The organism is Plantibacter sp. M259, assembly GCF_006065115.1.
Classification (GTDB): Bacteria; Actinomycetota; Actinomycetes; order Actinomycetales; family Microbacteriaceae; genus Plantibacter; species Plantibacter auratus.
This window is the reverse complement of sequence record NZ_CP040750.1, coordinates 1,438,312-1,458,500: the sequence shown is the minus strand read 5'-3', so window position 1 is coordinate 1,458,500 and position 20,189 is coordinate 1,438,312. Positions and strand designations below refer to the sequence as shown.

Sequence of the window (20,189 nt, the reverse complement as noted above, 5' to 3'; positions counted from 1 at the left end):
TGGCCCCATCCGATACACTCGATCCTGGTCGTCAGCTGCGTCATGGCGTGCGATCGACCATCAGGAGGGCTGTCCGAGCGGCCGATGGAGCCAGTCTTGAAAACTGGTGGGCAGAAATGTCTCGTGGGTTCGAATCCCACGCCCTCCGCACTGCTTTCATCGCCCACGAGACTCCCGCGCCTCGACGCCACGACTCCGGGCTGTGCGCTTCACATGAACCCGTGGTTGAATCGACGGATGCCCCGCATTCGACCGACATCGACGAGCCCGCCGGCGACGCCGCGGCTCGCCGAACGGCACCTCGTGGGCCCCGCCCGAAGAAGCTCGCGACCATCGCCCGCCACGGACGACTCAAGCGGTCGAACCCGATCACGACCGGCCTGAAGATCCTCGCTTCGACGCTCGCGGTCGCGCTGGTCAGCGGTGGCATCGTGGCAGGCATCGCCCTCTGGGACGTCGCCGCGACCGTGAAACCCGGCGTCGCGCTCGTCGACTCGCAGGGTGAGGCGGTCACCGATCTGCCCGCGATCGGAGCGTATCCCGGTGGCGTCAACCTCCTCATCGTGGGCAGCGACTCCCGCGCCGGCCAGGACCCCGTCTTCGGTGACGCCGAGGAGGAGACGGGCAACCTCAACGACGTCACGATGCTCGTGCACATCTCCGAGGATCACAGCAACGCGACGGTCGTCAGCTTCCCGCGTGACATGTTCGTCCCGATCCCGTCCTGTCCTGACCCGTCCGGCGGCTCGTTCGACTCGATGAGTCGGCAGAAGATCAACACTTCGCTCAGCTACGGCGGGCTCGCCTGCACGGCGCTGACGGTCTCGCAGCTCACGGGGCTCGAGATCCCGTTCGCCGCCGAGGTGCAGTTCAGTGGCGTGATGGCGATGTCGACCGCGCTCGGTGGCGTGACGGTGTGTGTCGCCGACCCGATCGAGGACGAGTACACGGGCACCTTTCTCTCGGCGGGCGAGCACACCCTCGAGGGATATGAGGCACTGCAGTTCCTCCGCACCAGGCACGGCGTCGGCGACGGCAGCGACCTCAGTCGCATCAGCAACCAGCAGGTGTTCCTGTCGGCGATGATGCAGCAGGTCAAGAGCGCCGAGACCCTGACCAACCCTGGAATCCTCTACTCTCTGGCCAAGGCGGCGGCGCAGAACATGCAGCTGTCCGACAGTCTGACGAGCCTCGACACGATGATCGCCATCGCCATGACGCTGCGTGAGGTCGACCTCGCGAACATCGCCTTCGTGCAGTACCCGAACGCCGCCGTGGAGGGCGGGGTCGAGCCGATCGACGATGCGGCGACCGCGCTGTTCGAGGCGCTCGGCAACGACCAGCCCATCCAGCTCTCGGGCGCGACCGGTGCCGGTGCGGTGGCGAACCCGACCGACCCGACCGCGGTCGATCCCGCCGAAGGTGCGGATGCCGGTGGCGATCCTGCGGCGACTGCCCCGCCTGCCGATGGGACCGACACGTCCGCCGGTGGTGCAGTGGTCCTCCCGTCGACCGTGACCGGCCAGACCGCCGACCAGCGCACCTGCTCCCGCGGTCGCACCCTCGACGACCAGTAGGCGTCCCGGCCCGTCAGCGGCCCGGTCCCAACCTGGTTCGGTCCCTGAGCTGCGCCGCACTGAGCTTGTCGAAGTGTCGAAGGGCGTCTCGGACCCGGGTTCGGACCCGGGGATTCGTCACCACGCCCATCACCGGTTATGCTGGTCGTCGTGCGTCCGCTTGCGAGCGCACATGGAGACGTCGCATAGTTCGGCCTAGTGCACCACCCTGCTAAGGTGGAGTCCCCGTAAGGGGACCGCGGGTTCAAATCCCGCCGTCTCCGCACTGGTCTTCAGCTCGAAACCCTCGCCTCGGCGGGGGTTTCTGCGTTGCACGATGTCTGCCGGAATCGCCAGCGCGGTGCGCTGACGTCACCGCGCCCCGCACGCGTGAGCGCGCCCCTCCGGAGACCCGCGCCCGCGTCTGTGACCCGCGCTCACGCCAACGCACCGCGCTGGGGAGTCCACCAGGTGTCGGACGGGGTTGTCAGGCGGAGCGACGGAGCTCGCCGTGGTGGCGGAGTTCGCGGAGGATGCCGAACGAGCCGGCGTAGTGCTCTTCGGTGAGCGTGTTGAGTGCGGCGAGGGTCCCGCGGTCGAGTCCGGAACGGACGGCGATCGTCTGCAGTTCGCGGCGTGAGATCGGGAAGTCCACGGTCCTGAGGAGGGACTTCAAATCGGTGCAGGCCGCTGTTTCTGGCGGCTCCACCGTGTCGGGGTAAGGTCTGGCATCCATGTCCACATTGTCGGTATCGACCCCCGAAAAGGCGACAGTCGGACGCCGTTCTGGCGCAAGAGGGCGCTAGCCTGACGTGAAATGATGCGAGGGAGCGGCACCGTGCCCGACGACCGCGACACCGGAACGCCGGCCCCGACGGGTCTCGCGTCCGCAGCCGTGGAGCTGCTGCGCGTCCCGCTCAGCGGCTTCGTGACGGAGCGCAAACGTCTTGCCCTCGCAGCGCGCGACGACGGGGACGACGACCTGGCGACGGCGATCCTCGCGCTCCGCAAACCGTCGGTCGCGGCCTGGGCGCTCAACGTGTTGACGGCGCATCGCCCTGATCTGCTCGGCGAACTGGAACAGCTCGGTTCCGCGCTCGGCGACGCTCAGCGCTCGGGGGACGCCACAGCGCTCCGCACACTGGGCTCCGAACGTCGCTCACTGATCGCGACGCTCGTCACCGCCACCGTCGAAGCCGCAGCAGCAGAGGGGCGTCCCTCTCCGGAGCGGTGATCGAGACCGTCCGCCAGAGCCTGCAGGCGGCGAGCGCTGACGCCGACCTCGCCGCGCAGGTGTCGTCCGGTCGGCTGACCGACGCCCCGACCTCGAGCGGAGCGGGGTGGGGCGGGGTCGTCGGCGGGCCAGGTTCCCCCGGTAGGCGCCCCACCGGCGACGGGTCCGCGGCGACGCAGGTCGACGGAGACGGCGACCATTCCGACGATGACGACGACCGACGCCGACGCCTTCGGGCCCGGCTGGAGGCGGCCGAGCGCGACGAGGAGGCGGCGTCCAGCGCGAGTGAGGAGGCGACCGCCGTCCTGGACGAGTCGGCGGTCCGACGATCGGGCCTCCTGCGTGACCGCGAGGACCTCGCGAGGCGGCTCGAGGAGCTCGACGCGGACATCGCCGACGCCGATCGCGAGTGGGCCCGGCGCCAGCGAGAGGCTGACCGGGCGCAGCGTGCGAGCGACGCCGCACACGAGGACGTCGAGCGTCTGCGGAGCGCGCTCGAGGACTGAGTCAGCGAGCTGATCGAGTCACCGCGGTGCCGAAGCCCCGCCGCGACCGATCGCCGCTCGAACGTTCCGGCGCACGCACCATGCGGCACGCGCCTAGACTCACCGTGTGGGTGAAGTGCGACAACCGGAAGCATCGCGGCGGCGACGGACACAGCAGCTGGAAGCGGAGCGTTTCGAAGGCATGCCGATCCTCGCTGACGTCCCGCAGCACGATCGGCTGAGCCTCGTCGCCCCCGATCTCGCGTGCACGATCTGCACCGCGACCCTCGAGCTCGGCGACCGCGTGCTCCGCTGCCCCGCCGGTCACAGCTTCGACATCGCCCGGCAGGGGTACGCCTCGCTCGTCGTCGGCGGTCGGACGCCGAAGACCGGCGACACGCAGGAGATGGTAGCGGCCCGCGCAGCGTTCCTCGAGGCCGAGCACTACGAGCCGATCGCCGACCACGTCGCCACGACCCTGCCGCTCGCGCGCTTCCTCCCGGACGGCTCGGTCGACGACGACAGCGCCCCGCTCGTCGTGGACATCGCCGGCGGGACCGGCTACTACCTCGGCCGGATCCTCGACGCCCGGCCGGCCTGGCGCGGGTTCGGGTTCGACCTGTCGCCGCTCGCCGCTCGTCGCGCCGCGCGCGCACACGGTCGGGCTGCAGCGGCGACCGCTGACGCCTGGGCGCCGTTCCCGCTGCAGGCGGCGTCGGTCGACCACCTGTTGAGCATCTTCGGCCCACGCAACGGTCCCGAGATGCGTCGGGTGCTCCGCCCGGACGGCCTGCTCACCGTCGTGACGCCGCAACCCGGTCACCTGGCAGAGCTGCGCGACCGGCTCGGCATGATCGGGATCGCCGAGCGCAAGGACGCCCGCCTCGACGCGCAGCTCGACGGGTTCGAGCTCCGCTCCCGCGACACGCTCGACTATGCCGTCGAGTTGATGCCGGAAGAGGTGCGCGACGAGGTCCGCATGGGGCCGAGCGCCCACCACCTCGACGACGACGTCTTCGAGCAGGCGATCGCCGACCTGCCCGGCTACACGACGGTCACGGTCGCCGTCACGCTCAGCGTCTTCGCGCCCGCCTGACGTCGCCCGCCTGACGCCGGGCCAGCCCGACACCGGCACCACGGGACCGGCGTCGGGGCGTCGGCGGTGCGTCGATACGATGGAGGGCACTCATCGAAAGGCGCTCATGACGATCACCGCTGCCGCAGACGGCTCCGCCCTCGGCAACCCCGGACCCGCCGGCTGGGCCTGGTATGTCGACGACGATTGTTGGGCAGCCGGGGGATGGCCGCACGGCACGAACAACATGGGCGAGCTGCGCGCCGTCCTCGAACTGTTCCGCGCCACCGAGCACCTCGACGAGGACCTGCACATCCTCTGCGACAGCAAGTACGTCATCGACTCGATCACGAAGTGGATGCCGGGCTGGAAGAAGAAGGGCTGGAAGAAGGGCGACGGCAAGCCCGTCATGAACCTCGAGCTCATGCAGGAGATCGACGCCGCCATCGCCGGGCGGCGCTACCGGTTCGAGTGGGTGAAGGGGCACGTCGGTCACCGCCTCAACGAGGCCGCCGACATCCGCGCCCGTATGGCGGCTGAGGCCTTCCAGCGCAAGACGCCGGTGCCGGAGGGACCCGGTTGGACTGGCCCCGGAGCCGCGGAGACCCCGTCGACCCCCGAGGCTGATGCCGGCGCTGAAGACGCTCCCGAGACGACCGAGCCGGAGCTGTTCGCCGACCTCGAGGTGGAGGAGGAACGCACCGCCCCCGTCTTCGATGCGGAGGACGACGGCGCGCTGTTCTCACTCGACGTCGAGCCGACGTGGCACCAGCTCACCCTCGACCTCACGTCCGATGAGCACGAACGCCTGGTCCGTCGCGCCCGCGAGGCCGGCACGAGTGTCCAGGAGTTCCTCCGCGGCCTCATCTGACCCAGCCCGCGGGTCCGCGTCGGGCCCACGGCTCGGTATCTAACTCAGGAATGCCTCGGCGTGTCGGAGCGATATACGGCGCCGACCTCGCGACACGCCGACGTCGTCCTGAGTTAGGGAACGAGGAGAAGTCGGTGTGAGGAGACGGACGGGGCGCGCCCAGGGGCAGGAGACCGGGTCAGCGGGCGGCGGACTCCGGTGCGCCGTCGTCCTCGGGAACGGCGAAGCCGTAGCTTGCGTCGACGAGGATCGGCAGGTGGTCCGAGATGCCGCGGCGGAGCGTCTGCACCCGGTCGATCTTCAGGCCCACGGACGTCGCGAAGTCGAAGTGCCCACGGAACATCTTGTATCGCGTGTAGGTGCTGCGGTCGCTGAGGCTCAGGTCGTAGCCGCTCTCCTGCATCTTGGTGCCGAGGCCCTTCTGGAAGAGCGGGTAGTTGTAGTCGCCGACCATGAGCGTCGGGACGTCGCCCATCGCGTGCAGCTGCTCGTGCGCGGCCTTGATCTGGTGCCGACGCAGTGAGTTGAGCGCGGTGAGCGGGGCGGCGTGGAACGAGGCGACGATGAGTTCGCGCCCGGCCTCGACGTCGGTGAGGCGGGTGCCGATGAGGCGCTCGTGCGCCGGCGCGAGCACCATGTCGTGCAGCGACTTCTTCAGCGCGAACGTCTGCGTCGACTCGGCGGTGAACCGGTCGCGGCGGTAGTAGATCGCGAGGCCGAGCCGGTTGCGGTGGGTGCTGTCGGCGAGGTGCAGGCCGCCGAGTTCGGCGGGCAGCTGCAGGGTGTCGGCCTCCTGCAACGCGAGGACGTCGGGGCCGAACTCTTCCGTGAGCGCGACGAGCTCGCCGCTGGCCTTGTTCTTGCGGAGGTTGTAGCTGATGACCTTCATCCCAGCCTCACATTCTGTTGGCAGAGCCCAAGCCTACGGTCCTTCCCGTCGGTCAGTGCTCTGGGCGGGGCCGGACGACGGTGCGTCGCCGGATGCCGACGGTCAGCTCGACGAGTCGACGACCGTGAGCCGTTGGGTTGCACGGGTGAGCGCGACGTACCGGAGCGACAGGGCCGCATGCCCTGTCCCGCCCAGCGCGTCGGGCTGCACGAGCACGACGCTGTCGAACTCGAGGCCCTTGCTCTCGCGCGCGGTGCCGGTCCACACCCGCGCGCGATCGGCTCCGGCGTCGGCGAGGAGGGCGTCGATCTCCGCCAGGAGCGAGCGGGGTGCGATGACGCCCGCGATGCCGGGGTGTGCGGTGATCGCGTCGACGGCGGCGCGGACCGCCGTCGGGGCCAGCGCGGCGGGTCCGACCGTGAGCTGCACGGGCTCCTCCTCACCGCGGCGGATCGACACGGGCGCCGGGGAGTCCGGGTCGAGTTCGAGCCGGACGGGATCGGCGAGCGCCATGATCTGCTCGGGCGTCCGGTAGTTGACGGTGAGCAGCTCCTCCGTCCAGCGCGGGAGCTGCGGGCCGAGCAGCTCCTGCCAGCTCGAGCGGGTGGCGGAGGTGCTCTGCTGGTTGATGTCGCCGACGAGCGTCATCGAGCGGTTGGGGCCGCGGCGCAGGACGGCGCGCAGCAGCATGGGGGTGAGCTCCTGCGCCTCGTCGATGATGACGTGCCCGTAGACCCAAGTGCGGTCGCTCGCGGCGCGTTCCGCGGGGCTGCGGTCGTCCTCCACGGTCTGGCGGTCGGCGAGGTCCTGCGCGGAACGGAGGTAGTCGTCGTCCTGGGCCTCGTCGTCGATGCTGATGTCACCGATCATCTCGAGCACACTGCGCGCGTACTCGACGTCGTGCCGGCGCTCGTAGGCGGCGCGGCGCTGCCGTTCCAGCTCGGGGCGCTGGTCCTCGCCGATGAGCTCGGCGGCCTCGTCGACGAGGGCGATGTCGCCGGGCGTGAGCCGGGCGGCCCAGTCGATCTCGCCGGAGCCGTCCGCCTCGGCGACAGGTTCGCGGAGCAGCAGGCGACGCTCCTCCTCCGTGTGGTCGGGAGCGACGCGCGCCAGCAGCTCGGGGTCGGTGAAGAGGCGGTCGATGATCTCGGCCGGTTCGAGGATCGGCCACATCGTGTCGAGCAGCTCCTCGACCTCCGGCTCCTCGCTCAGCTCCTGTCGGCGCTCGTCGGCGTCTTCGCCCGTGCGGGGTTCGAAGCCGTCGCGCTTCGCCTCGAGCCCGATGAGGTGCGTCAGCACGGCGCGGTCGAACCGCAGCTTGGCCTCGTTGTGGGGGGTGCCCGAGCGTTCGATACCGGCTTTGATCCGGCGCAGGACGCCCGGCGTGACGCGGAGCGGGCCGTCACCGGCGATACGGATCGTGACCGGCTCGTCGAGCGGCACCTGGCGCTCGCGGACGGCCCGGGCGACGACGTCGGCCATCCGCAGCCGACCCTTGAGCTCGGCGGCTTCGAGCGAGTCCTCCGCGTGTGCGTCGAGTCCGGGCACGAGGGTCGCCGGCGTGACGAGGACGACGGCGGTCTCGCCGAGCGACGGCAGCACCCGGCTGATGTAGTCGAGGAAGGTCGAGTTCGGCCCGACGATGAGCACGACGCTGCGCATGAGTCGCTCGCGGTGCTCGTACAGGAGGTACGCGGCGCGGTGGAGCGCGACGGCGGTCTTCCCAGTGCCCGGACCGCCCTGGACGAGGAGCGTGCCGGGGAGGGGCGCTCGGATGATCGCATCCTGCTCAGCTTGGATGGTGTCGACGATGTCCGCCATGTGCTTGGTCCGGGCGCGACCGAGGGCCGCCAGCAGCGCACCGGACTCGCCGATGCCGCTCGGCTCGTCGTCGCTGAGCATGGTCGTGTCGAGGACCTCGTCGTGCACTTCCGTGACGCGGCGACCGGCCGTGCCGATGCGGCGGCGCAGTCGGAGGCCTTCGGGGCGGAGTGGCGTCGCGGTGTAGAACGGGCGCGAGGCCGGCGCGCGCCAGTCCAAGAGGAGCTGGTCGCCACTCTCCGGGTCGCGCAGGCCGATGCGCCCGATGTGGTGCCGTTCGTCGGTCTCGCGTTCGAGGAGACCGAAGAGGAGTCCGTAGCTGGACGAACGCAGCTCGACCATCCGCTGGCGGTGGTGGGCGACCAGGGCGTCGCGTTCCGAGAAGCTCGAGTCGTCGTCGCCGTCGAAGGCGCGGAGGGCGAGTTCGGAGCGTCGTTCCTCGAGGTCCGACTGCGACCGGATCACGTCGTGCAGCCGATCGAGATGGTCCTGTTCCTCGGCGATCGCGTCGTTCTGCACGGTGCTCCTTCTGGGTGTGGCGCGGTCCGTGTTCCGGGTTCACTGCGAGGACCGCACGAATACGGTAGTCGCTTTCCGGGCCCCTCACCGCCCTTGAGCGTGAGCTCCCAGAGAGCTGGAGGCTGCCGTCGGGGCGAGGGGTCGGGCACCGAGCGCGGGCTGGTCGATAGGCTGACGGGCATGAGCACACCGGACGGATCGAAGCCGCAGCCCCTTGCGCCGCAGCAGGCGCACTCGCAGCAGTCGGTTCCGCCGCAGCCGTATCCGCACCAGCAGCTCCAGTCGCAGCAGTACGGGGTGCAGCCGTGCGCCCAGCAGGCGCCCTACCCGCAGCAGCAGCCCTATCCGCCGCAGTACGGCATGCAGCCGTATGCGCCCGTGTACCCCGCGCCCTACCCGTACCCGGCGTCGCCGCCGAAGGGTCTCAGCATCTCCAGCATGGTCATCGGCCTGGTGTCGCTGTTCTTCGGGTTCACCTTCGTGCTCCCGGTCGTCGGATCCGTCCTGGGCCTCATGGGGCTCCGCCGCGAGCCCGCCGGTCGGGCGATGGCCATCACGGGCGTCGTGCTCAACGGGCTGTTCCTGCTCGTCTGGGCGGCGCTCGTGTTGCTCTGGGTGTTCGTCATCGGTGGCCTGCTCGCCGGCGTCGGCGGTGCGGCCTCCACGGGCATCGCCGCCTAGTCGCCGGTCAGCCGCCGAGCCATCGGTCAGCCGGCCGGGACGACCGTACTGACCATCGACAGCACCACGGCGCCGTCGACGTCCTCGCGTTCCAGCCAGACCGCGATGCTCGAGAACTCGCCCAGCGACGCCGCGTGGGTGCCGCCGCAGGCGATGACCGCCGGGCCGCCCGGCAGCTCGCAGTGCCAGCTACGTCGATTCGTGAGCAGCTCGCCCTCGCGATCGATCCGGACGGACGCGCCGCTGTCCAACCAGCCGTCGAGGGTGTTCCGGATGCGTGACCCGAGTGCGTCGAGGTCGTCGAGGGCGGCCGGGTCGAACCCCTTCCGTCGGAGCGACTTGCCGATGCGGTAACGGTCGGTCGACGCGTTCGGAGCGATCCGCGACGACTCGCAGGCGAGCGCGTCGAAATCGGGGGCCCCGAGAGCATCGGGGACGACCTCCTTGCGCCAGGCGTCGGCGAGCGCGGCGTTCAAGGCGAGTGATACGAGGTGGCACCCGGTGTGCCCGGCGGAGAGCGCGTGTCGGGTGGACGCATCCACCTCGATATGGGCCGTCGCGCCTTCGACAGCGACCGCCGCTGCCTCGGTGGAGACCAGATGGGCGACGAGGAAGGCCCACCCTTCGGTGCCCTTCTTCACGGGGATGTCGGGGCCGAGGTACAGCCGGGTGCCGTCGCTCGCGGCGACGACACAATCGATCACGGCGACCTCCACGGCGCCCGCGCCCGCACCGAAGGTGATGGTCGCCGTGTCGGCGGGCTGGTCGGGCCACGCGGCATCGACCGGGTGGCAGGCCGTCTCGTCGAGCACCACGGCGAGGTGGTCGCCGACGGGCTCGACGTGCAGCACCGTGCCCGTCGAGGCGAGGGCTCCGGAGGGATAGGTGACGCGCGTGTCCGTGACGGGGAGGCTCATGACCCCACGCTATCGCGGCTGGCCCGGGCGCCCGTCGGTGGCTGTCAACCCCGGGAGACCGTGGAGGATCACGACGTAGAGTCCGAGGACACGGAGCGCGACGCGTTCCGCGGAAAGGAGTGCATCATGACGGATCAGCAGGACCAGCGTTCAAGCGACGACCTCGCGACCGGTGCGGCCGGAGCGGACCAGGAAGCCTGGGAGGGTGCCGACATCGACACCGCAGAGCTCGTGAGCTCCGACCAGACGACCGCCGGACCCGGCTCGGACGGGTCGAGTCAGACCGTCGACGGCACCGGCTCGGAGGACGCGGCTCCCGACGAGGAGCAGGCGACCGAGGAGGCCGTCGAGACCCCCGAGCCTTCGACCGAACTCGACGCACCGCTGGCCGAGGGCGAGGGCGGCGACGCCGACGGTTCGGCCGACCACCAGCCCGACTCCGGCCCGGCCTCCGAGGCCACCGACGACGCCCGCGAGGTCTACGACACCGCACCCGACTGAGTCGGACACCACACGACCGACGGGCCGTCCTCCGATCCATTCGGACGACGGCCCGTCGTGCGCTGCGGGCGTCGTCGTCCTCGAGCGAGACGGCGGCTCAGATCGGTAGGAGCGACCAGACCACCGCGAGGGCGATCAGGCCCGCGACGCCCGCGATCGCCAGCGCATTCAGCTGACGGTGCTCGACCATGATGGCGACGTACTCGCGGAGGAACGCGCTCGGCACGTAGTAGGCGGCCGTCGGGGAGCCGATGACCTGCGCGTCGCTCCCGATCGAACGTGCGAGGAGCGCCGCGCGGAGGACGTGGTAGTTGTTCGTCACCACGATCGTCTCGCCGTCCCGCCCGGCCGACTGCTGCAGATCCCGGGAGAGCAGCAGATTCTCGCGCGTGCTCGTGGACGCGGTCTCCGGGAGCACGTCCGTCGGGTCCGCACCGTTCGCGACGAGGTACTCGGCCATGGCGGTCCCCTCCGGGCGGGGTTCGTCGTCGCCCTGGCCGCCGGACGGGATCAGGAGCGGTCGTTTCGTCCCCGGTGCAGTGGCCCGATAGATGCGGAGTGCCAGGTCCAGTCGGCTGCGCAGCAACGGCGGGACCTCGCCGTGGATGAGGCCGGAACCGAGGACGACGAGGGCGTCGGGCGTCCGGGTGTGGCGGTAGCGGCTGTAGACGAGGGAGTACACCCCGAAGGCCGCGAAGGTGGCCGCCGCGTAGAAGCAGGCGAACCCGAGGAGGAGGCCCACGGCGACGAGGACGACCGTGAGCCAGGAGGGCAGGGACTGCGGGTGCGCCCCGAGCACCAGCAGCACGGCCAGCACGGGCAGGACGAGGATCGCCACCCCGGCGAACAGCGAGAGCAGGTTGCCGATGCTCCGGCCCTCGAGCCGGAGCATCGTGATGCCGTTGCCGATGAGCAGGACCCCGAGCACGCCCACCAGCAGGACCGTGCCGAATGCGGCGAGGAGCACGGTGAACGGCGTCGTTCGGGACGCCTCCGACAGGAGCGCCAGCAGCCCGCAGGCGATCGCGGACACGAGGAAGACCCCGTTGCGCAGGCGACGGGCGTCGCGGCGTCGACTCACGACGTAGAGCACCGCGAAGACGGCGGCGGGGAGCAACATGATCATGCCCTCATCCTGCCCGACCGATCGTCCTGCACCGGCCGTTCGGATGGGGCGTGCGCGCAGAGCGTTCGGGATGCTAGGGCCGCGGGGGTTTCGGCGTCATCGCCTTGAGGGTCGCCTCCTCGGCGTCGATCGCCGCCAGGACCGCCGCGACCGCCGGTTCCTGGTAGCGACCCTCGGCGCGCGCCGAGAGGAGCGCCTCGCGTTCCGCCGCGATCATCTGCCGGCGGAGTCGGGCGAACGCGACCGTGCGGAGCTCCGAGCCATCGCCCGTGTACTGCTCGAGGGCGTTGGCCACGAAGCTCGCATTAGTCCGCAGACGGTTGAGCACCTGCTCCTCGTCCGCCTCGGTCGTCAGCTCGTCGAGGCGGGACAGACCGGCGGTCTGGACCTCCGCCATGAGCATCAGTTGTTCGACGCGCTCCTGGCTGTGGTTGGGCGGCGGAAGGTGCAGGGCACGGATGATCCGGGGCAGCGCGAGCCCCGAGAGGAGCGTGCCGACGACGACGACGAACGCCAGGAACTGCAGGAACTCGCGCGACGGGGTGTCCTCGGGCAGCAGGAACACGGCCGCCAGGGTCACCACGCCACGGACGCCGGCTGCGGAGACGGCGATCCCGTTGCCCCACGACCAGCTCCGCTCACGGAGTCGTCTCGGCCCGAGCCGGTAGATCGCCGTGACCGTCATCTCCCACACGAACCGCGAGACGATCAGCGCCGCGAGGACCCCGATGCTGATGAACACGGTCGGCCAGAGCCCCGGACCGGTCTGGATCGCCCCCTCGAGGATGCCGGCCAGGTTGAGCCCGATGAACAGGAAGACGGCGTTCTCGAGCAGGAACTGGATGGTGCGCCAGTTGAGCGACTCGGCGATGCGCGCCTCGGCCGACTGCACGATGGGCGCCCGGTAGCCGAGCAGCAGCCCGGCGGTGACGACCGCGAGCACGCCCGAACCGTGGATCGCCTGCGCCAGGAGGAAGGCGAGGAACGGGGTGATGAGGGAGAGGCAGGTGTCGAGGACTGGAGCGCGCAGGCGTCGGCGGACCTCGGACAGCACCCAGCCGACCGCGAGACCGACGCCGACACCGGCGACGACCTCGATGACGAACTCGCCGGCGATCATGACCGGGTTGACGACGCTCGTGATGGCGAGGATCGAGGCGTTGAGTGCCACGAGTGCGGTGGCGTCGTTGAGCAGGCTCTCGCCCTCGAGGATCGTCAGCACGCGGCGCGGGAGCCCGAGTCGTCCGGCGATCGCGCTCACGGCGACGGCGTCGGTCGGTGCGATGACCGCTGCGAATGCGAACGCCGCCGCGAGGGTGATCGACGGGATGAGGAGCCAGCTGGCGAACCCGACCGACACGACGGTGAAGGCGACCGCTCCCACCGAGAGCAGGATGATGCCGTCGTTACGGGCACGGATGTCGATGAGGGAGATCCGGATCGCCGACGCGAAGAGCAGCGGCGGCAACAGTCCGTAGAGGATCAGGTCGGGTTCGATCTCGACGGTCGGAACGGCGGGGATGAACGACGCGACGCCGCCGACGAGCACCAGGGCCACCGGGGCGGAGAGGCCTGCTCGGCCGGACAGGCCCGACACGATGACGGTGACGACGACGAACACGACGATCCACGAGATGAGCGCGACGGGATCCATGTGGGGATTCTCCCACCTGGGAGGCCGTGGTCGTCCGTACGATCGTCCGAACTCCGGACCGACCGTGATCGGCGCCGGTTCCGCACGCACGACGCCCCCGCACGGTCAAGCCGTGCGGGGGCGTCGGTTGGAACGGTGAGGCGGCTCAGCCGCGGCGGTTGGCCGCGCTGCTGGAGCCGCGCTGCTCCGCACCGGTCTCGCGGGTGCGGAGACCGAAGCGGTAGGTGAGCTTCTCGGTGGAGTGACCGCGGCCGTGGACGGCGGTGCCCGCGGAACGGTTGGAGGACGCTGGGGTCCGAGTCTGAGTGATGGACATGGTGATTCTCGATTCTGGTGTTGCGGATGATGGATGGGCCGGTTCCAGAGGGGGAATGCGATGACGATCGGTGCTGGTCGCATGGATGGAGCGACGAGACCGTCCGGAGTGCAGCTGCGCCGAGATTCGGCTGCGCTGGTCGGCTGGGGCCGTCCGGTGGATCGTTCTTCGCCGTTCTGGATGACGGCTGGTGGTGTCGTGTCGGGAGCATCGGCGTATCCGTGGAGGTGTGGACTCTGCACACGGAAGCCGGTTGTGACATCGGCACTCGAGGAACGAACGTACGCGACCAAGCTGAGAACGACCTGGGAATGACGATCGTCAGTGCTTGCGCGGGTCGATGCCCGAGTGTGGCCCCGAGCATCGACCGGCGGTGTCGCAGAGCTTCGGGCCACCGCACCTAGGGGAGGGGTGGCCGTATCTCCCGCGCACCCGAAGGGATATCGGGCTCGGGAGGCCGGAGGGTGATCGCGGGGGACGATCGGTTACCGGTGGAGGCGTTGGAAGAACTCCAACACAATATATATTAACAGCTCAGCGTTGCGTGTTGCTGTGGAAATCCTGGGAGGATTCAGTCCGTTGCAAGGAGGCGCAGGATCCGTGCCGTCTCGGTCGCGACCGCGCTGCGACCGGCCCGGACGTAGGTCCGGGGGTCGACGAGCTTCGGCTGCTCGTCGAGGACGTCGCGCACCGCCCGGGTGAACAAGCCGTTGAGGTGCGTCGAGAGGTTGATCTTCGTCATCCCGGAACGCACCGCCGCGCGGAGTTCGTCGTCGGGGAGTCCGGAGGAGCCGTGCAGCACGAGCGGAACGGGCACCTCGCGGCGGAGCTGCGCGATCAGCGCGTGGTCGACGGCGGCCTCCCGGCTCGTCATCGCGTGCGAGGTGCCGACGGCCACGGCCAGGGCGTCGACGCCGGTCGCACCGACGAACGCGACGGCCTCTGCCGGCACCGTGCGCGCGCCCGGAGCGTGGACGCCGTCCTTCCCGCCGACCTCGCCGAGCTCCGCTTCGACGGCCACGCCGCGGGCGTGGCAGAAGTCCACGATCTCCTTCGTCGCGCGGACGTTCTCGTCGTACGGCAGGGTCGAGGCATCGAACATCACGCTGTCCACGCCGAGCTCGACGCCCTCGCGCACGAGCTCGGCCGACTCCACGTGGTCGAGGTGGACGAGGACCGGGACCGTCGCTGCGCGGGCGATGGCCAGCGAGGCGAGCGTGATGGGGGCGAGCGACCCGTGGTACCGCACGCAGTTCTCGCTGATCTGCAGGATGACCGGCAGCCCGGCCTCCTCGGCGCCGGCGACGATCGCCTCGGCGTGCTCGAGGAGGACCACGTTGCACGCCGCGATGCCGGCGTTCGAGGCCGAGGCGTTTGCGAGGAGCGCGGTGAAGTCGAGGGCGGTGGTCATTCGGTTGCTCCAATGGGGTCGGGTGCGGCGGGTGCGTCGATGAATCGGTGGAAGGCGGCGAGGTCGATCGCGCCGGCGATCGGTTCGAGCACGGCCGCCGCGCCTGCGGCCGCCGCCGTGCGGAGTGCCTCGGGAAGTGTGGCTCCCGCGCGGAGCGCTGCGACCAGGCCGGCCGTGGCGGCATCGCCGGCGCCGGTCGGGTTGCCGCTGACGCCGGGGACGGCCGGGACCTCGTGGGCACCATCGGCGTTGCCGGCGGTGAGGCCGTCGGCCCCACGGGAGATGACGACCGCGCGGGCGCCGAGCGCGAGGAGTGTCGCGCGAGCCGATGCGAGGTCGGCGGCGCCCGTCGCCTCGAGGGCCTCGTCGAGGTTGGGTTTGAGGATGGTCGCACCGGCGCGGGCCGCGGCGAGGAGCGCCGTGCCGCTGACGTCGACGATCACGGGGACGCCGGCGTCGTGCCCGGTTCGGACGAGCGCTTCGACGACGGCGTCGGGCGTGGCCGGCGGGAGCGAGCCCGAGATGACGAGTGCGCTCGCGCCGTGGAGGGCGCGTCGGAGCTCGGTCGTCAGGGTGGTCCACTCCTCGGGCGTCACGACCGGACCGGCTTCGGCGAAGAGGGTCGGATGCTGGATGCCGTCGACGACCGCGACCGTCGAGCGTGTCTCGGCGCGGAGCTCCACGACCCGGGTGGAGAGGTCGTCGACCGCGAGGGCGTCCGCGAGCCAGGTGCCGGAGGCGCCACCGAGGGGGAGCACCTGCAGAGTCGGGACGTCGAGCGACTCGAGGACGCGGGCGACGTTCACACCCTTCCCTCCGGCACGCCGCACGACGGACTGGACGCGTTGCGTGACCCCGAGCTGCTGCTCGGCGACCGTGTAGGTGATGTCCACCGCCGGGTTCGGCGTGACGACCACGACGCGACGCGGTGCGGGGGTGGTCGTCATCGGGCTGCCACCAGTCGGCGAGCGAGGATCCCCGCACCGACCGTGGCCGCCTCGTCGCCGTGCCGAGCGGGCAGGAGCTGCGGGACACGGACGACGTCGAGGCGCTCGCGGAGTCCTTGCTCGAGTGGCTCGAAGAGGGCGACTCCGGCGAGGGCGAGCCCACCGCCGATCACGATGGCGGTGGGTGCGGCGACGACGGTGATGCCGGCGAGGGCCTCGGCGAGTGCATCGACGGCGTCGTTCCAGATGGCGATGGCAGCGGCGTCACCGCTGGCGACGGCGTCGGCGACGGTCTTCGCGTCGCGGGCGCCCGCGCGTCGTGCGATGCCGCCCGCTGAGGCGAGTTCTTCGACCCGGAGCCCGCGGTGCGGGCCGTCATGGATCACGCGCTGGCCGATCTCGCCGGCCCAGCCGCCGCCGGCGAAGGGGACGCCGTCGATGACGAGCGCCGAGGCCAGACCGGTTCCGACCGGTACGAACGCGATCGTGCCCGTGACGTCGGCTGCAGCGCCCGAGACCGCTTCCGCCAGCGCCCCCGCACGGACGTCTTGCCCGAAGGCCAGCGGGACGTCGAGCGCGGGACGGAGGAGCTCGGGGAAGGCGAGGTCGCGCCAACCGAGGTTGACCGCATGGATGCAGACGCCGTGCTCCTCGTCGACGACGCCGGGCACGACTACCCCGATTGCCGCTGGGGCCGCGACGCGGCTCGCGGCGGCGACGAGTCCGAGCACGATGTCGCGAGTCAGGACACCCGAGGTGTCGCCCGAGGGCGTCGACTCGCGCCAGCGCCCGAGGACCGTGCCGTCGGCATCCGTCAGTGCGGCTTTGATCCCGGTCCCGCCGACATCGATGCCGAGGACCGCCCGCTCGGTCACGGCGTCAGGATGACGGAGCGCGTGAGCGAACGGGGGTGGTCGGCGTCGAGGCCGCGGGCCTCAGCCAACGCGACCGCGAAGCGCTGGGCGACGACGAGCCCGGCGATGGGGTCGAGGTCGTGCTGCACGAAGGTCGCTCCGGTGGCCGCGACGTCTTCCGGCAGGCCGGCGGGCGTCGGTCCGAGGGACCAGACGAGTCGGCCGGGCTGCGCGATCGCGATAGGACCGTGGCGGTAGTCCATGGCGGGGTAGGACTCCGCCCAGAACTGTGCCGCCTCCCGGGTCTTGAGCGCGGCCTCGAAGGTGAGGCCCACGGCGTGCCCGAGTCCGATGAAGGAGACCTGGTCGGCGGCGAGGTACTCGTCGATCGGGATCTGCAGCGCCCGCTCGGCTTCCACGGCGAGTGCCTCGACGTCGTGGCCGAGCGAGCCGCGGAGGAGCGCGAGTGTCGTGGTGGCGAAGCGGGTCTGGACCACGGAACGCTCGTCGGCGAAGGGGAGGGCGATGACGTGCGCCGCCGGAACGGTCGCGGGGGAATCGTCGACCGCGGTGATGAGGACAGTGGTGACCGAGTCACCCACCGCCTCCAGCAGGTGCACGATCTCCGTGGTCGTGCCGGAGCGGGAGATGGCGACGATGCGGTCGTAGTCGCGGACGCCGGGGAACTCCGAGCCCGCGAACGCGTCCGTGATGCCGAGCCCAGCCTGTTCGCGCAACACGGCGTAGCTCATCGCGATGAACCAGCTGGTGCCGCACCCGACCACCGCGACGCGCTCGCCCGGCTGCGGCAGCACGCCGACGGCCTCCGGCACGAGGGCGGCGGCGGTGCGCCAGGATTCGGGCTGCGACGCCAGTTCGGCGGCGACGAAGGTCTCGGGCATGACGTGCCTTTCACGTGAGGGGACGCGATCGCAGCGTGGCGATGCGTTGCCGCAACCATACCGGATCGAATCTGATCGATACCAGTGCAAATCGTCAGAATCAATCAGACAGACGCTGGCTGAGCGCCCATATGATGGTCACAGTACGCCCGACCCGACCGGAAAAGCAGGACAGATGACGCAGCAACAGCGACTCAACGCCCTGCTCGAGCTCGTGAGCGAGCGCGGCAACGTGACGATCGCCGAGATCGGCGAAGCGCTCGGCATCTCCGCGGCTACCGCTCGTCGCGACCTGACGGCGCTCGCCGAACAGCGACTCGTCACGCGGACCCACGGCGGTGCCGCCGCCCTCGGCACCGGCTACGAGCTGCCGCTGCAGTACAAGATCGCTCGACAGGCCGACGCCAAGATGGCCATCGCGAAGGCCACGGCCGCCCTGATCAACGTGGGCGACGCCGTCGGGCTCAACGGCGGCACCACCACGAGTGAGGTCGCGCGCGTGATCGGGCGGAGCGAGCACCTCGTCCGCTCGGACGGCGACGCCTCGGTCACGATCGTGACGAACGCGCTCAACATCGCCTTCGAACTGTCCGTGCGCTCCCACGTGAAGATCGTCGTGACCGGCGGCGTCGCACGACGCCAGTCCTACGAACTCGTGGGCTCGCTCGTCGCGGGGGCGCTCGCCGAGATCGCCCTCGACGTCGCGATCCTGGGCGTCGACGGCTTGAGTGCGCAGTTCGGCGCCACCACCCTCCACGAGGGTGAGGCCTCGGTGAGCCAGGAGTTCGTCAAGGTCGCGAAGCGGGTCATCGTGGTCGCCGACAGCACCAAGATGACGAAAGCGACCTTCGCCCGCATCTGCCCGCTCGACCGCATCGACGTGCTCGTCACCGACCAGCCGGTGGATCCGACGCTCGCCGACGCCCTGGCCGCAGCCGGCGTCGAGCTCATCATCGCCGCCTGAGTCCTCCGCGGTCGCCGACCGGCGAGTCGCCCTCCCGGTCACTGACCCGCCCTCCCGGTCACTGAGCCTGTCGAAGTGCGACCCCGCTCCCCATGTTTCCGCGCGGTAAAACCTCTCCACATCGGCGACCCCGCACTTGCGTCAGCGCTGTGATCGCCTATTGTCATTTCATGATCGTTTTGGCATCATATGAATCAACTTCACGCAAGGAAGCGGATGTGATCGAGTGAGCACTGCATCAGCCACCACCCCCGAAGGCCTCCGGGTCGCCGTCATCGGCACCGGCCAGCGGGCCTACATCGCGGAGCACGTCGCCACGAGCCCCACGTCCGCATCGGTCGTTGCGGCGGTCGACACCACCGAGATCGGTCGCGGTCGGGCACGGCAGCTGTTCGGCGACGACATCGAGGTCTTCGACTCCCACGAGGCGCTCATCGCGCAGGGCGGTGTCGACGCGGCGATCGTGACGACACCCGACTGGACGCACAAGGAGATCGCGGTCGACCTGCTGCGCGCCGGCATCGCCGTCTACCTGGAGAAGCCGCTCGCGATCACGCTCGACGACGCCGATGCGGTCCTCCAGGCCGCCTACGAGTCGCGGACGCCGCTCTACGTCGGGCACAACTTCCGGCATGCGGCGGTCGTCCGGCTCATGCACGAGGTCATCGAGCGCGGCGAGATCGGGGCGGTCAAGTCCGTCTGGGTGCGTCACTTCGTCGGCAACGGCGGCGACTACTACTTCAAGGACTGGCACGCCGACCGCTCGCGCGTGAACACCCTGCTCCTGCAGAAGGCGAGCCACGACATCGACGTCGTCCACTTCCTCGCCGGCGCGTACACGCAGCGCGTCGTCGCGATGGGCGACCTCGCGGTCTACGGCGACATCGACGACCACGAGGACCGCAGCGGCCAGACCATGGCCGACTGGTTCTCGTACGACAACTGGCCGCCCGAGGCGCAGCGCGGCCTGAACCCCGTGGTCGACGTCGAGGACGTCTCGATGATGCTCATGACCCTCGAGCACGGGATCACCGCCAGTTACGAGCAGTGCCACTTCACGCCCGACTACTGGCGGAACTACACCGTCATCGGGACGCACGGCCGGCTCGAGAACATCGGCGACACCGCCGGTGGCACCGTCAAGGTCTGGAACCGTCGTCGCACCTGGAGCACCGAGGGCGACGTCGAGTTCCCGATCGCGGGCGTCGAAGAGGGCCACGCCGACGCCGACCTCGACACGATGAACGAGTTCCTCGCCTTCGTCGCCGACGGCACCCCGACCACGCTGTCGCCGGTCGCCGCGCGCCAGGCCGTCGCCGCCGGTGCCCTCGCCGCCCACTCCCTCCGCAACGGTTCGATCCCGCTCGACGTCCCCCCACTCGACCCCGCACTCGTCGAGTACTTCTCCTCCCTCACCGCCAGCACCGCACCGCACTCCCTCGACGCCGCCGCCCGGTAGCGCACCT

The 20,189-nt window shown here is 70.4% G+C and carries 20 protein-coding genes and 2 tRNA genes; 11 read left to right on the top strand and 11 right to left on the bottom strand.

All coding sequences use genetic code 11. The annotated features are described in order from the left end of the window. Positions 1–63: 63 nt before the first annotated feature. From FGL15_RS06665 to FGL15_RS06655, 3 genes are all read left to right on the top strand, one after another. Positions 64–148: transfer RNA gene (locus tag FGL15_RS06665), tRNA-Ser, on the top strand. 73 nt (positions 149–221) lie between these two features. Beyond that, positions 222–1,577: an LCP family protein gene (locus FGL15_RS06660; protein WP_240773820.1), complete on the top strand. Its 1,356-nt coding sequence runs from the start codon at positions 222–224 to the stop codon at positions 1,575–1,577. Between the two features lie 174 nt (positions 1,578–1,751). Further along, positions 1,752–1,840, top strand: a tRNA-Ser gene (locus FGL15_RS06655). 203 nt (positions 1,841–2,043) lie between these two features. On the opposite strand, the gene FGL15_RS06650 is transcribed toward FGL15_RS06655, so the two are convergent. Beyond that, positions 2,044–2,292: a hypothetical protein gene (locus tag FGL15_RS06650; RefSeq protein WP_138945445.1), complete on the bottom strand. Its 249-nt coding sequence runs from the start codon at positions 2,290–2,292 to the stop codon at positions 2,044–2,046. Between the two features lie 81 nt (positions 2,293–2,373). On the opposite strand from FGL15_RS06650, the gene FGL15_RS06645 reads away from it, so the two are divergent. The 4 genes from FGL15_RS06645 to FGL15_RS06630 all read left to right on the top strand — a co-directional run bounded on the left by FGL15_RS06645 (position 2,374) and on the right by FGL15_RS06630 (position 5,221). Continuing rightward, positions 2,374–2,790 carry a hypothetical protein gene (locus FGL15_RS06645; RefSeq protein ID WP_138945444.1) on the top strand — a complete coding sequence of 139 codons (417 nt, stop codon included), beginning with the start codon at positions 2,374–2,376 and terminating at the stop codon, positions 2,788–2,790. Continuing rightward, positions 2,787–3,296 carry a hypothetical protein gene (locus tag FGL15_RS06640; RefSeq protein ID WP_138945443.1) on the top strand — a complete coding sequence of 170 codons (510 nt, stop codon included), beginning with the start codon at positions 2,787–2,789 and terminating at the stop codon, positions 3,294–3,296. The genes FGL15_RS06645 and FGL15_RS06640 overlap by 4 nt, the downstream gene beginning before the upstream one ends. Before the next feature lie 181 nt (positions 3,297–3,477). Beyond that, positions 3,478–4,371 (top strand): putative RNA methyltransferase, encoded by an 894-nt coding sequence (locus FGL15_RS06635; RefSeq protein WP_138945442.1) that lies wholly within the window; start codon positions 3,478–3,480, stop codon positions 4,369–4,371. Positions 4,372–4,477: 106 nt separating this feature from the next. After that, on the top strand, positions 4,478–5,221 hold the full coding sequence (locus FGL15_RS06630; RefSeq protein WP_138945441.1) for an RNase H family protein: 744 nt from the start codon (positions 4,478–4,480) through the stop codon (positions 5,219–5,221). Positions 5,222–5,399: 178 nt separating this feature from the next. On the opposite strand, the gene FGL15_RS06625 is transcribed toward FGL15_RS06630, so the two are convergent. Together FGL15_RS06625 and FGL15_RS06620 are read right to left on the bottom strand one after the other, a co-directional pair. Continuing rightward, complete coding sequence (locus tag FGL15_RS06625) at positions 5,400–6,110, bottom strand: endonuclease/exonuclease/phosphatase family protein (protein WP_085513692.1); 711 nt, start codon at positions 6,108–6,110, stop codon at positions 5,400–5,402. Positions 6,111–6,212: 102 nt separating this feature from the next. Beyond that, positions 6,213–8,450 (bottom strand): UvrD-helicase domain-containing protein, encoded by a 2,238-nt coding sequence (locus FGL15_RS06620; RefSeq protein WP_138945440.1) that lies wholly within the window; start codon positions 8,448–8,450, stop codon positions 6,213–6,215. A gap of 180 nt (positions 8,451–8,630) precedes the next feature. Here FGL15_RS06620 and FGL15_RS06615 point away from each other — a divergent pair, with 180 nt between their 5' ends. Continuing rightward, on the top strand, positions 8,631–9,131 hold the full coding sequence (locus FGL15_RS06615) for a DUF4190 domain-containing protein (protein WP_138945439.1): 501 nt from the start codon (positions 8,631–8,633) through the stop codon (positions 9,129–9,131). A gap of 26 nt (positions 9,132–9,157) precedes the next feature. On the opposite strand, the gene FGL15_RS06610 is transcribed toward FGL15_RS06615, so the two are convergent. After that, positions 9,158–10,048: a metal-dependent hydrolase gene (locus tag FGL15_RS06610; protein ID WP_138945438.1), complete on the bottom strand. Its 891-nt coding sequence runs from the start codon at positions 10,046–10,048 to the stop codon at positions 9,158–9,160. A gap of 126 nt (positions 10,049–10,174) precedes the next feature. On the opposite strand from FGL15_RS06610, the gene FGL15_RS06605 reads away from it, so the two are divergent. Then, entirely contained in the window at positions 10,175–10,549 is a 375-nt protein-coding gene (locus tag FGL15_RS06605) for a hypothetical protein (RefSeq protein WP_124767560.1), read from the top strand. A 97-nt stretch (positions 10,550–10,646) separates the two neighbouring features. On the opposite strand, the gene FGL15_RS06600 is transcribed toward FGL15_RS06605, so the two are convergent. The 7 genes from FGL15_RS06600 to FGL15_RS06575 form a co-directional block, all read right to left on the bottom strand. After that, positions 10,647–11,675: a YdcF family protein gene (locus FGL15_RS06600; protein ID WP_138945437.1), complete on the bottom strand. Its 1,029-nt coding sequence runs from the start codon at positions 11,673–11,675 to the stop codon at positions 10,647–10,649. A 73-nt stretch (positions 11,676–11,748) separates the two neighbouring features. After that, positions 11,749–13,329 (bottom strand): sodium:proton antiporter, encoded by a 1,581-nt coding sequence (locus tag FGL15_RS06595; protein WP_138945436.1) that lies wholly within the window; start codon positions 13,327–13,329, stop codon positions 11,749–11,751. 145 nt (positions 13,330–13,474) lie between these two features. Next, positions 13,475–13,645, bottom strand: a complete 171-nt coding sequence (locus FGL15_RS20260; RefSeq protein WP_153303529.1) for a hypothetical protein — start codon at positions 13,643–13,645, stop codon at positions 13,475–13,477. Positions 13,646–14,216: 571 nt separating this feature from the next. Beyond that, the gene (locus FGL15_RS06590) at positions 14,217–15,056 is read right to left on the bottom strand and encodes a class II fructose-bisphosphate aldolase (RefSeq protein ID WP_138945435.1); all 840 of its coding nucleotides are present in this window, start codon (positions 15,054–15,056) and stop codon (positions 14,217–14,219) included. Then, entirely contained in the window at positions 15,053–16,003 is a 951-nt protein-coding gene (locus FGL15_RS06585) for a 1-phosphofructokinase family hexose kinase (RefSeq protein WP_138945434.1), read from the bottom strand. The genes FGL15_RS06590 and FGL15_RS06585 overlap by 4 nt, the downstream gene beginning before the upstream one ends. After that, positions 16,000–16,878, bottom strand: a complete 879-nt coding sequence (locus FGL15_RS06580; protein WP_138945433.1) for an ROK family protein — start codon at positions 16,876–16,878, stop codon at positions 16,000–16,002. The genes FGL15_RS06585 and FGL15_RS06580 overlap by 4 nt, the downstream gene beginning before the upstream one ends. After that, the gene (locus FGL15_RS06575) at positions 16,875–17,759 is read right to left on the bottom strand and encodes an SIS domain-containing protein (protein ID WP_138945432.1); all 885 of its coding nucleotides are present in this window, start codon (positions 17,757–17,759) and stop codon (positions 16,875–16,877) included. Before FGL15_RS06575 ends, FGL15_RS06580 begins: the two co-directional genes overlap by 4 nt. 175 nt (positions 17,760–17,934) lie before the next feature. Here FGL15_RS06575 and FGL15_RS06570 point away from each other — a divergent pair, with 175 nt between their 5' ends. Continuing rightward, positions 17,935–18,723: a DeoR/GlpR family DNA-binding transcription regulator gene (locus tag FGL15_RS06570; protein WP_079706484.1), complete on the top strand. Its 789-nt coding sequence runs from the start codon at positions 17,935–17,937 to the stop codon at positions 18,721–18,723. Between the two features lie 226 nt (positions 18,724–18,949). Next, positions 18,950–20,182, top strand: coding sequence for a Gfo/Idh/MocA family protein (locus tag FGL15_RS06565; protein WP_138945431.1), 1,233 nt, complete (start codon positions 18,950–18,952; stop codon positions 20,180–20,182). Positions 20,183–20,189 lie beyond the last annotated feature (7 nt).

What these genes read in the sequence shown, in the direction of transcription:
- FGL15_RS06650 (WP_138945445.1), bottom strand. Translation starts at nt 2,292, where the DNA reads ATGGATGCCAGACCTTACCCCGACACGGTGGAGCCGCCAGAAACAGCG.
- FGL15_RS06645 (WP_138945444.1), top strand. Translation starts at nt 2,374, where the DNA reads ATGATGCGAGGGAGCGGCACCGTGCCCGACGACCGCGACACCGGAACG.
- FGL15_RS06635 (WP_138945442.1), top strand. Translation starts at nt 3,478, where the DNA reads ATGCCGATCCTCGCTGACGTCCCGCAGCACGATCGGCTGAGCCTCGTC.
- FGL15_RS06630 (WP_138945441.1), top strand. Translation starts at nt 4,478, where the DNA reads ATGACGATCACCGCTGCCGCAGACGGCTCCGCCCTCGGCAACCCCGGA.
- FGL15_RS06625 (WP_085513692.1), bottom strand. Translation starts at nt 6,110, where the DNA reads ATGAAGGTCATCAGCTACAACCTCCGCAAGAACAAGGCCAGCGGCGAG.
- FGL15_RS06615 (WP_138945439.1), top strand. Translation starts at nt 8,631, where the DNA reads ATGAGCACACCGGACGGATCGAAGCCGCAGCCCCTTGCGCCGCAGCAG.
- FGL15_RS06610 (WP_138945438.1), bottom strand. Translation starts at nt 10,048, where the DNA reads ATGAGCCTCCCCGTCACGGACACGCGCGTCACCTATCCCTCCGGAGCC.
- FGL15_RS06605 (WP_124767560.1), top strand. Translation starts at nt 10,175, where the DNA reads ATGACGGATCAGCAGGACCAGCGTTCAAGCGACGACCTCGCGACCGGT.
- FGL15_RS06600 (WP_138945437.1), bottom strand. Translation starts at nt 11,675, where the DNA reads ATGATCATGTTGCTCCCCGCCGCCGTCTTCGCGGTGCTCTACGTCGTG.
- FGL15_RS06595 (WP_138945436.1), bottom strand. Translation starts at nt 13,329, where the DNA reads ATGGATCCCGTCGCGCTCATCTCGTGGATCGTCGTGTTCGTCGTCGTC.
- FGL15_RS20260 (WP_153303529.1), bottom strand. Translation starts at nt 13,645, where the DNA reads ATGTCCATCACTCAGACTCGGACCCCAGCGTCCTCCAACCGTTCCGCG.
- FGL15_RS06590 (WP_138945435.1), bottom strand. Translation starts at nt 15,056, where the DNA reads ATGACCACCGCCCTCGACTTCACCGCGCTCCTCGCAAACGCCTCGGCC.
- FGL15_RS06585 (WP_138945434.1), bottom strand. Translation starts at nt 16,003, where the DNA reads ATGACGACCACCCCCGCACCGCGTCGCGTCGTGGTCGTCACGCCGAAC.
- FGL15_RS06575 (WP_138945432.1), bottom strand. Translation starts at nt 17,759, where the DNA reads ATGCCCGAGACCTTCGTCGCCGCCGAACTGGCGTCGCAGCCCGAATCC.
- FGL15_RS06570 (WP_079706484.1), top strand. Translation starts at nt 17,935, where the DNA reads ATGACGCAGCAACAGCGACTCAACGCCCTGCTCGAGCTCGTGAGCGAG.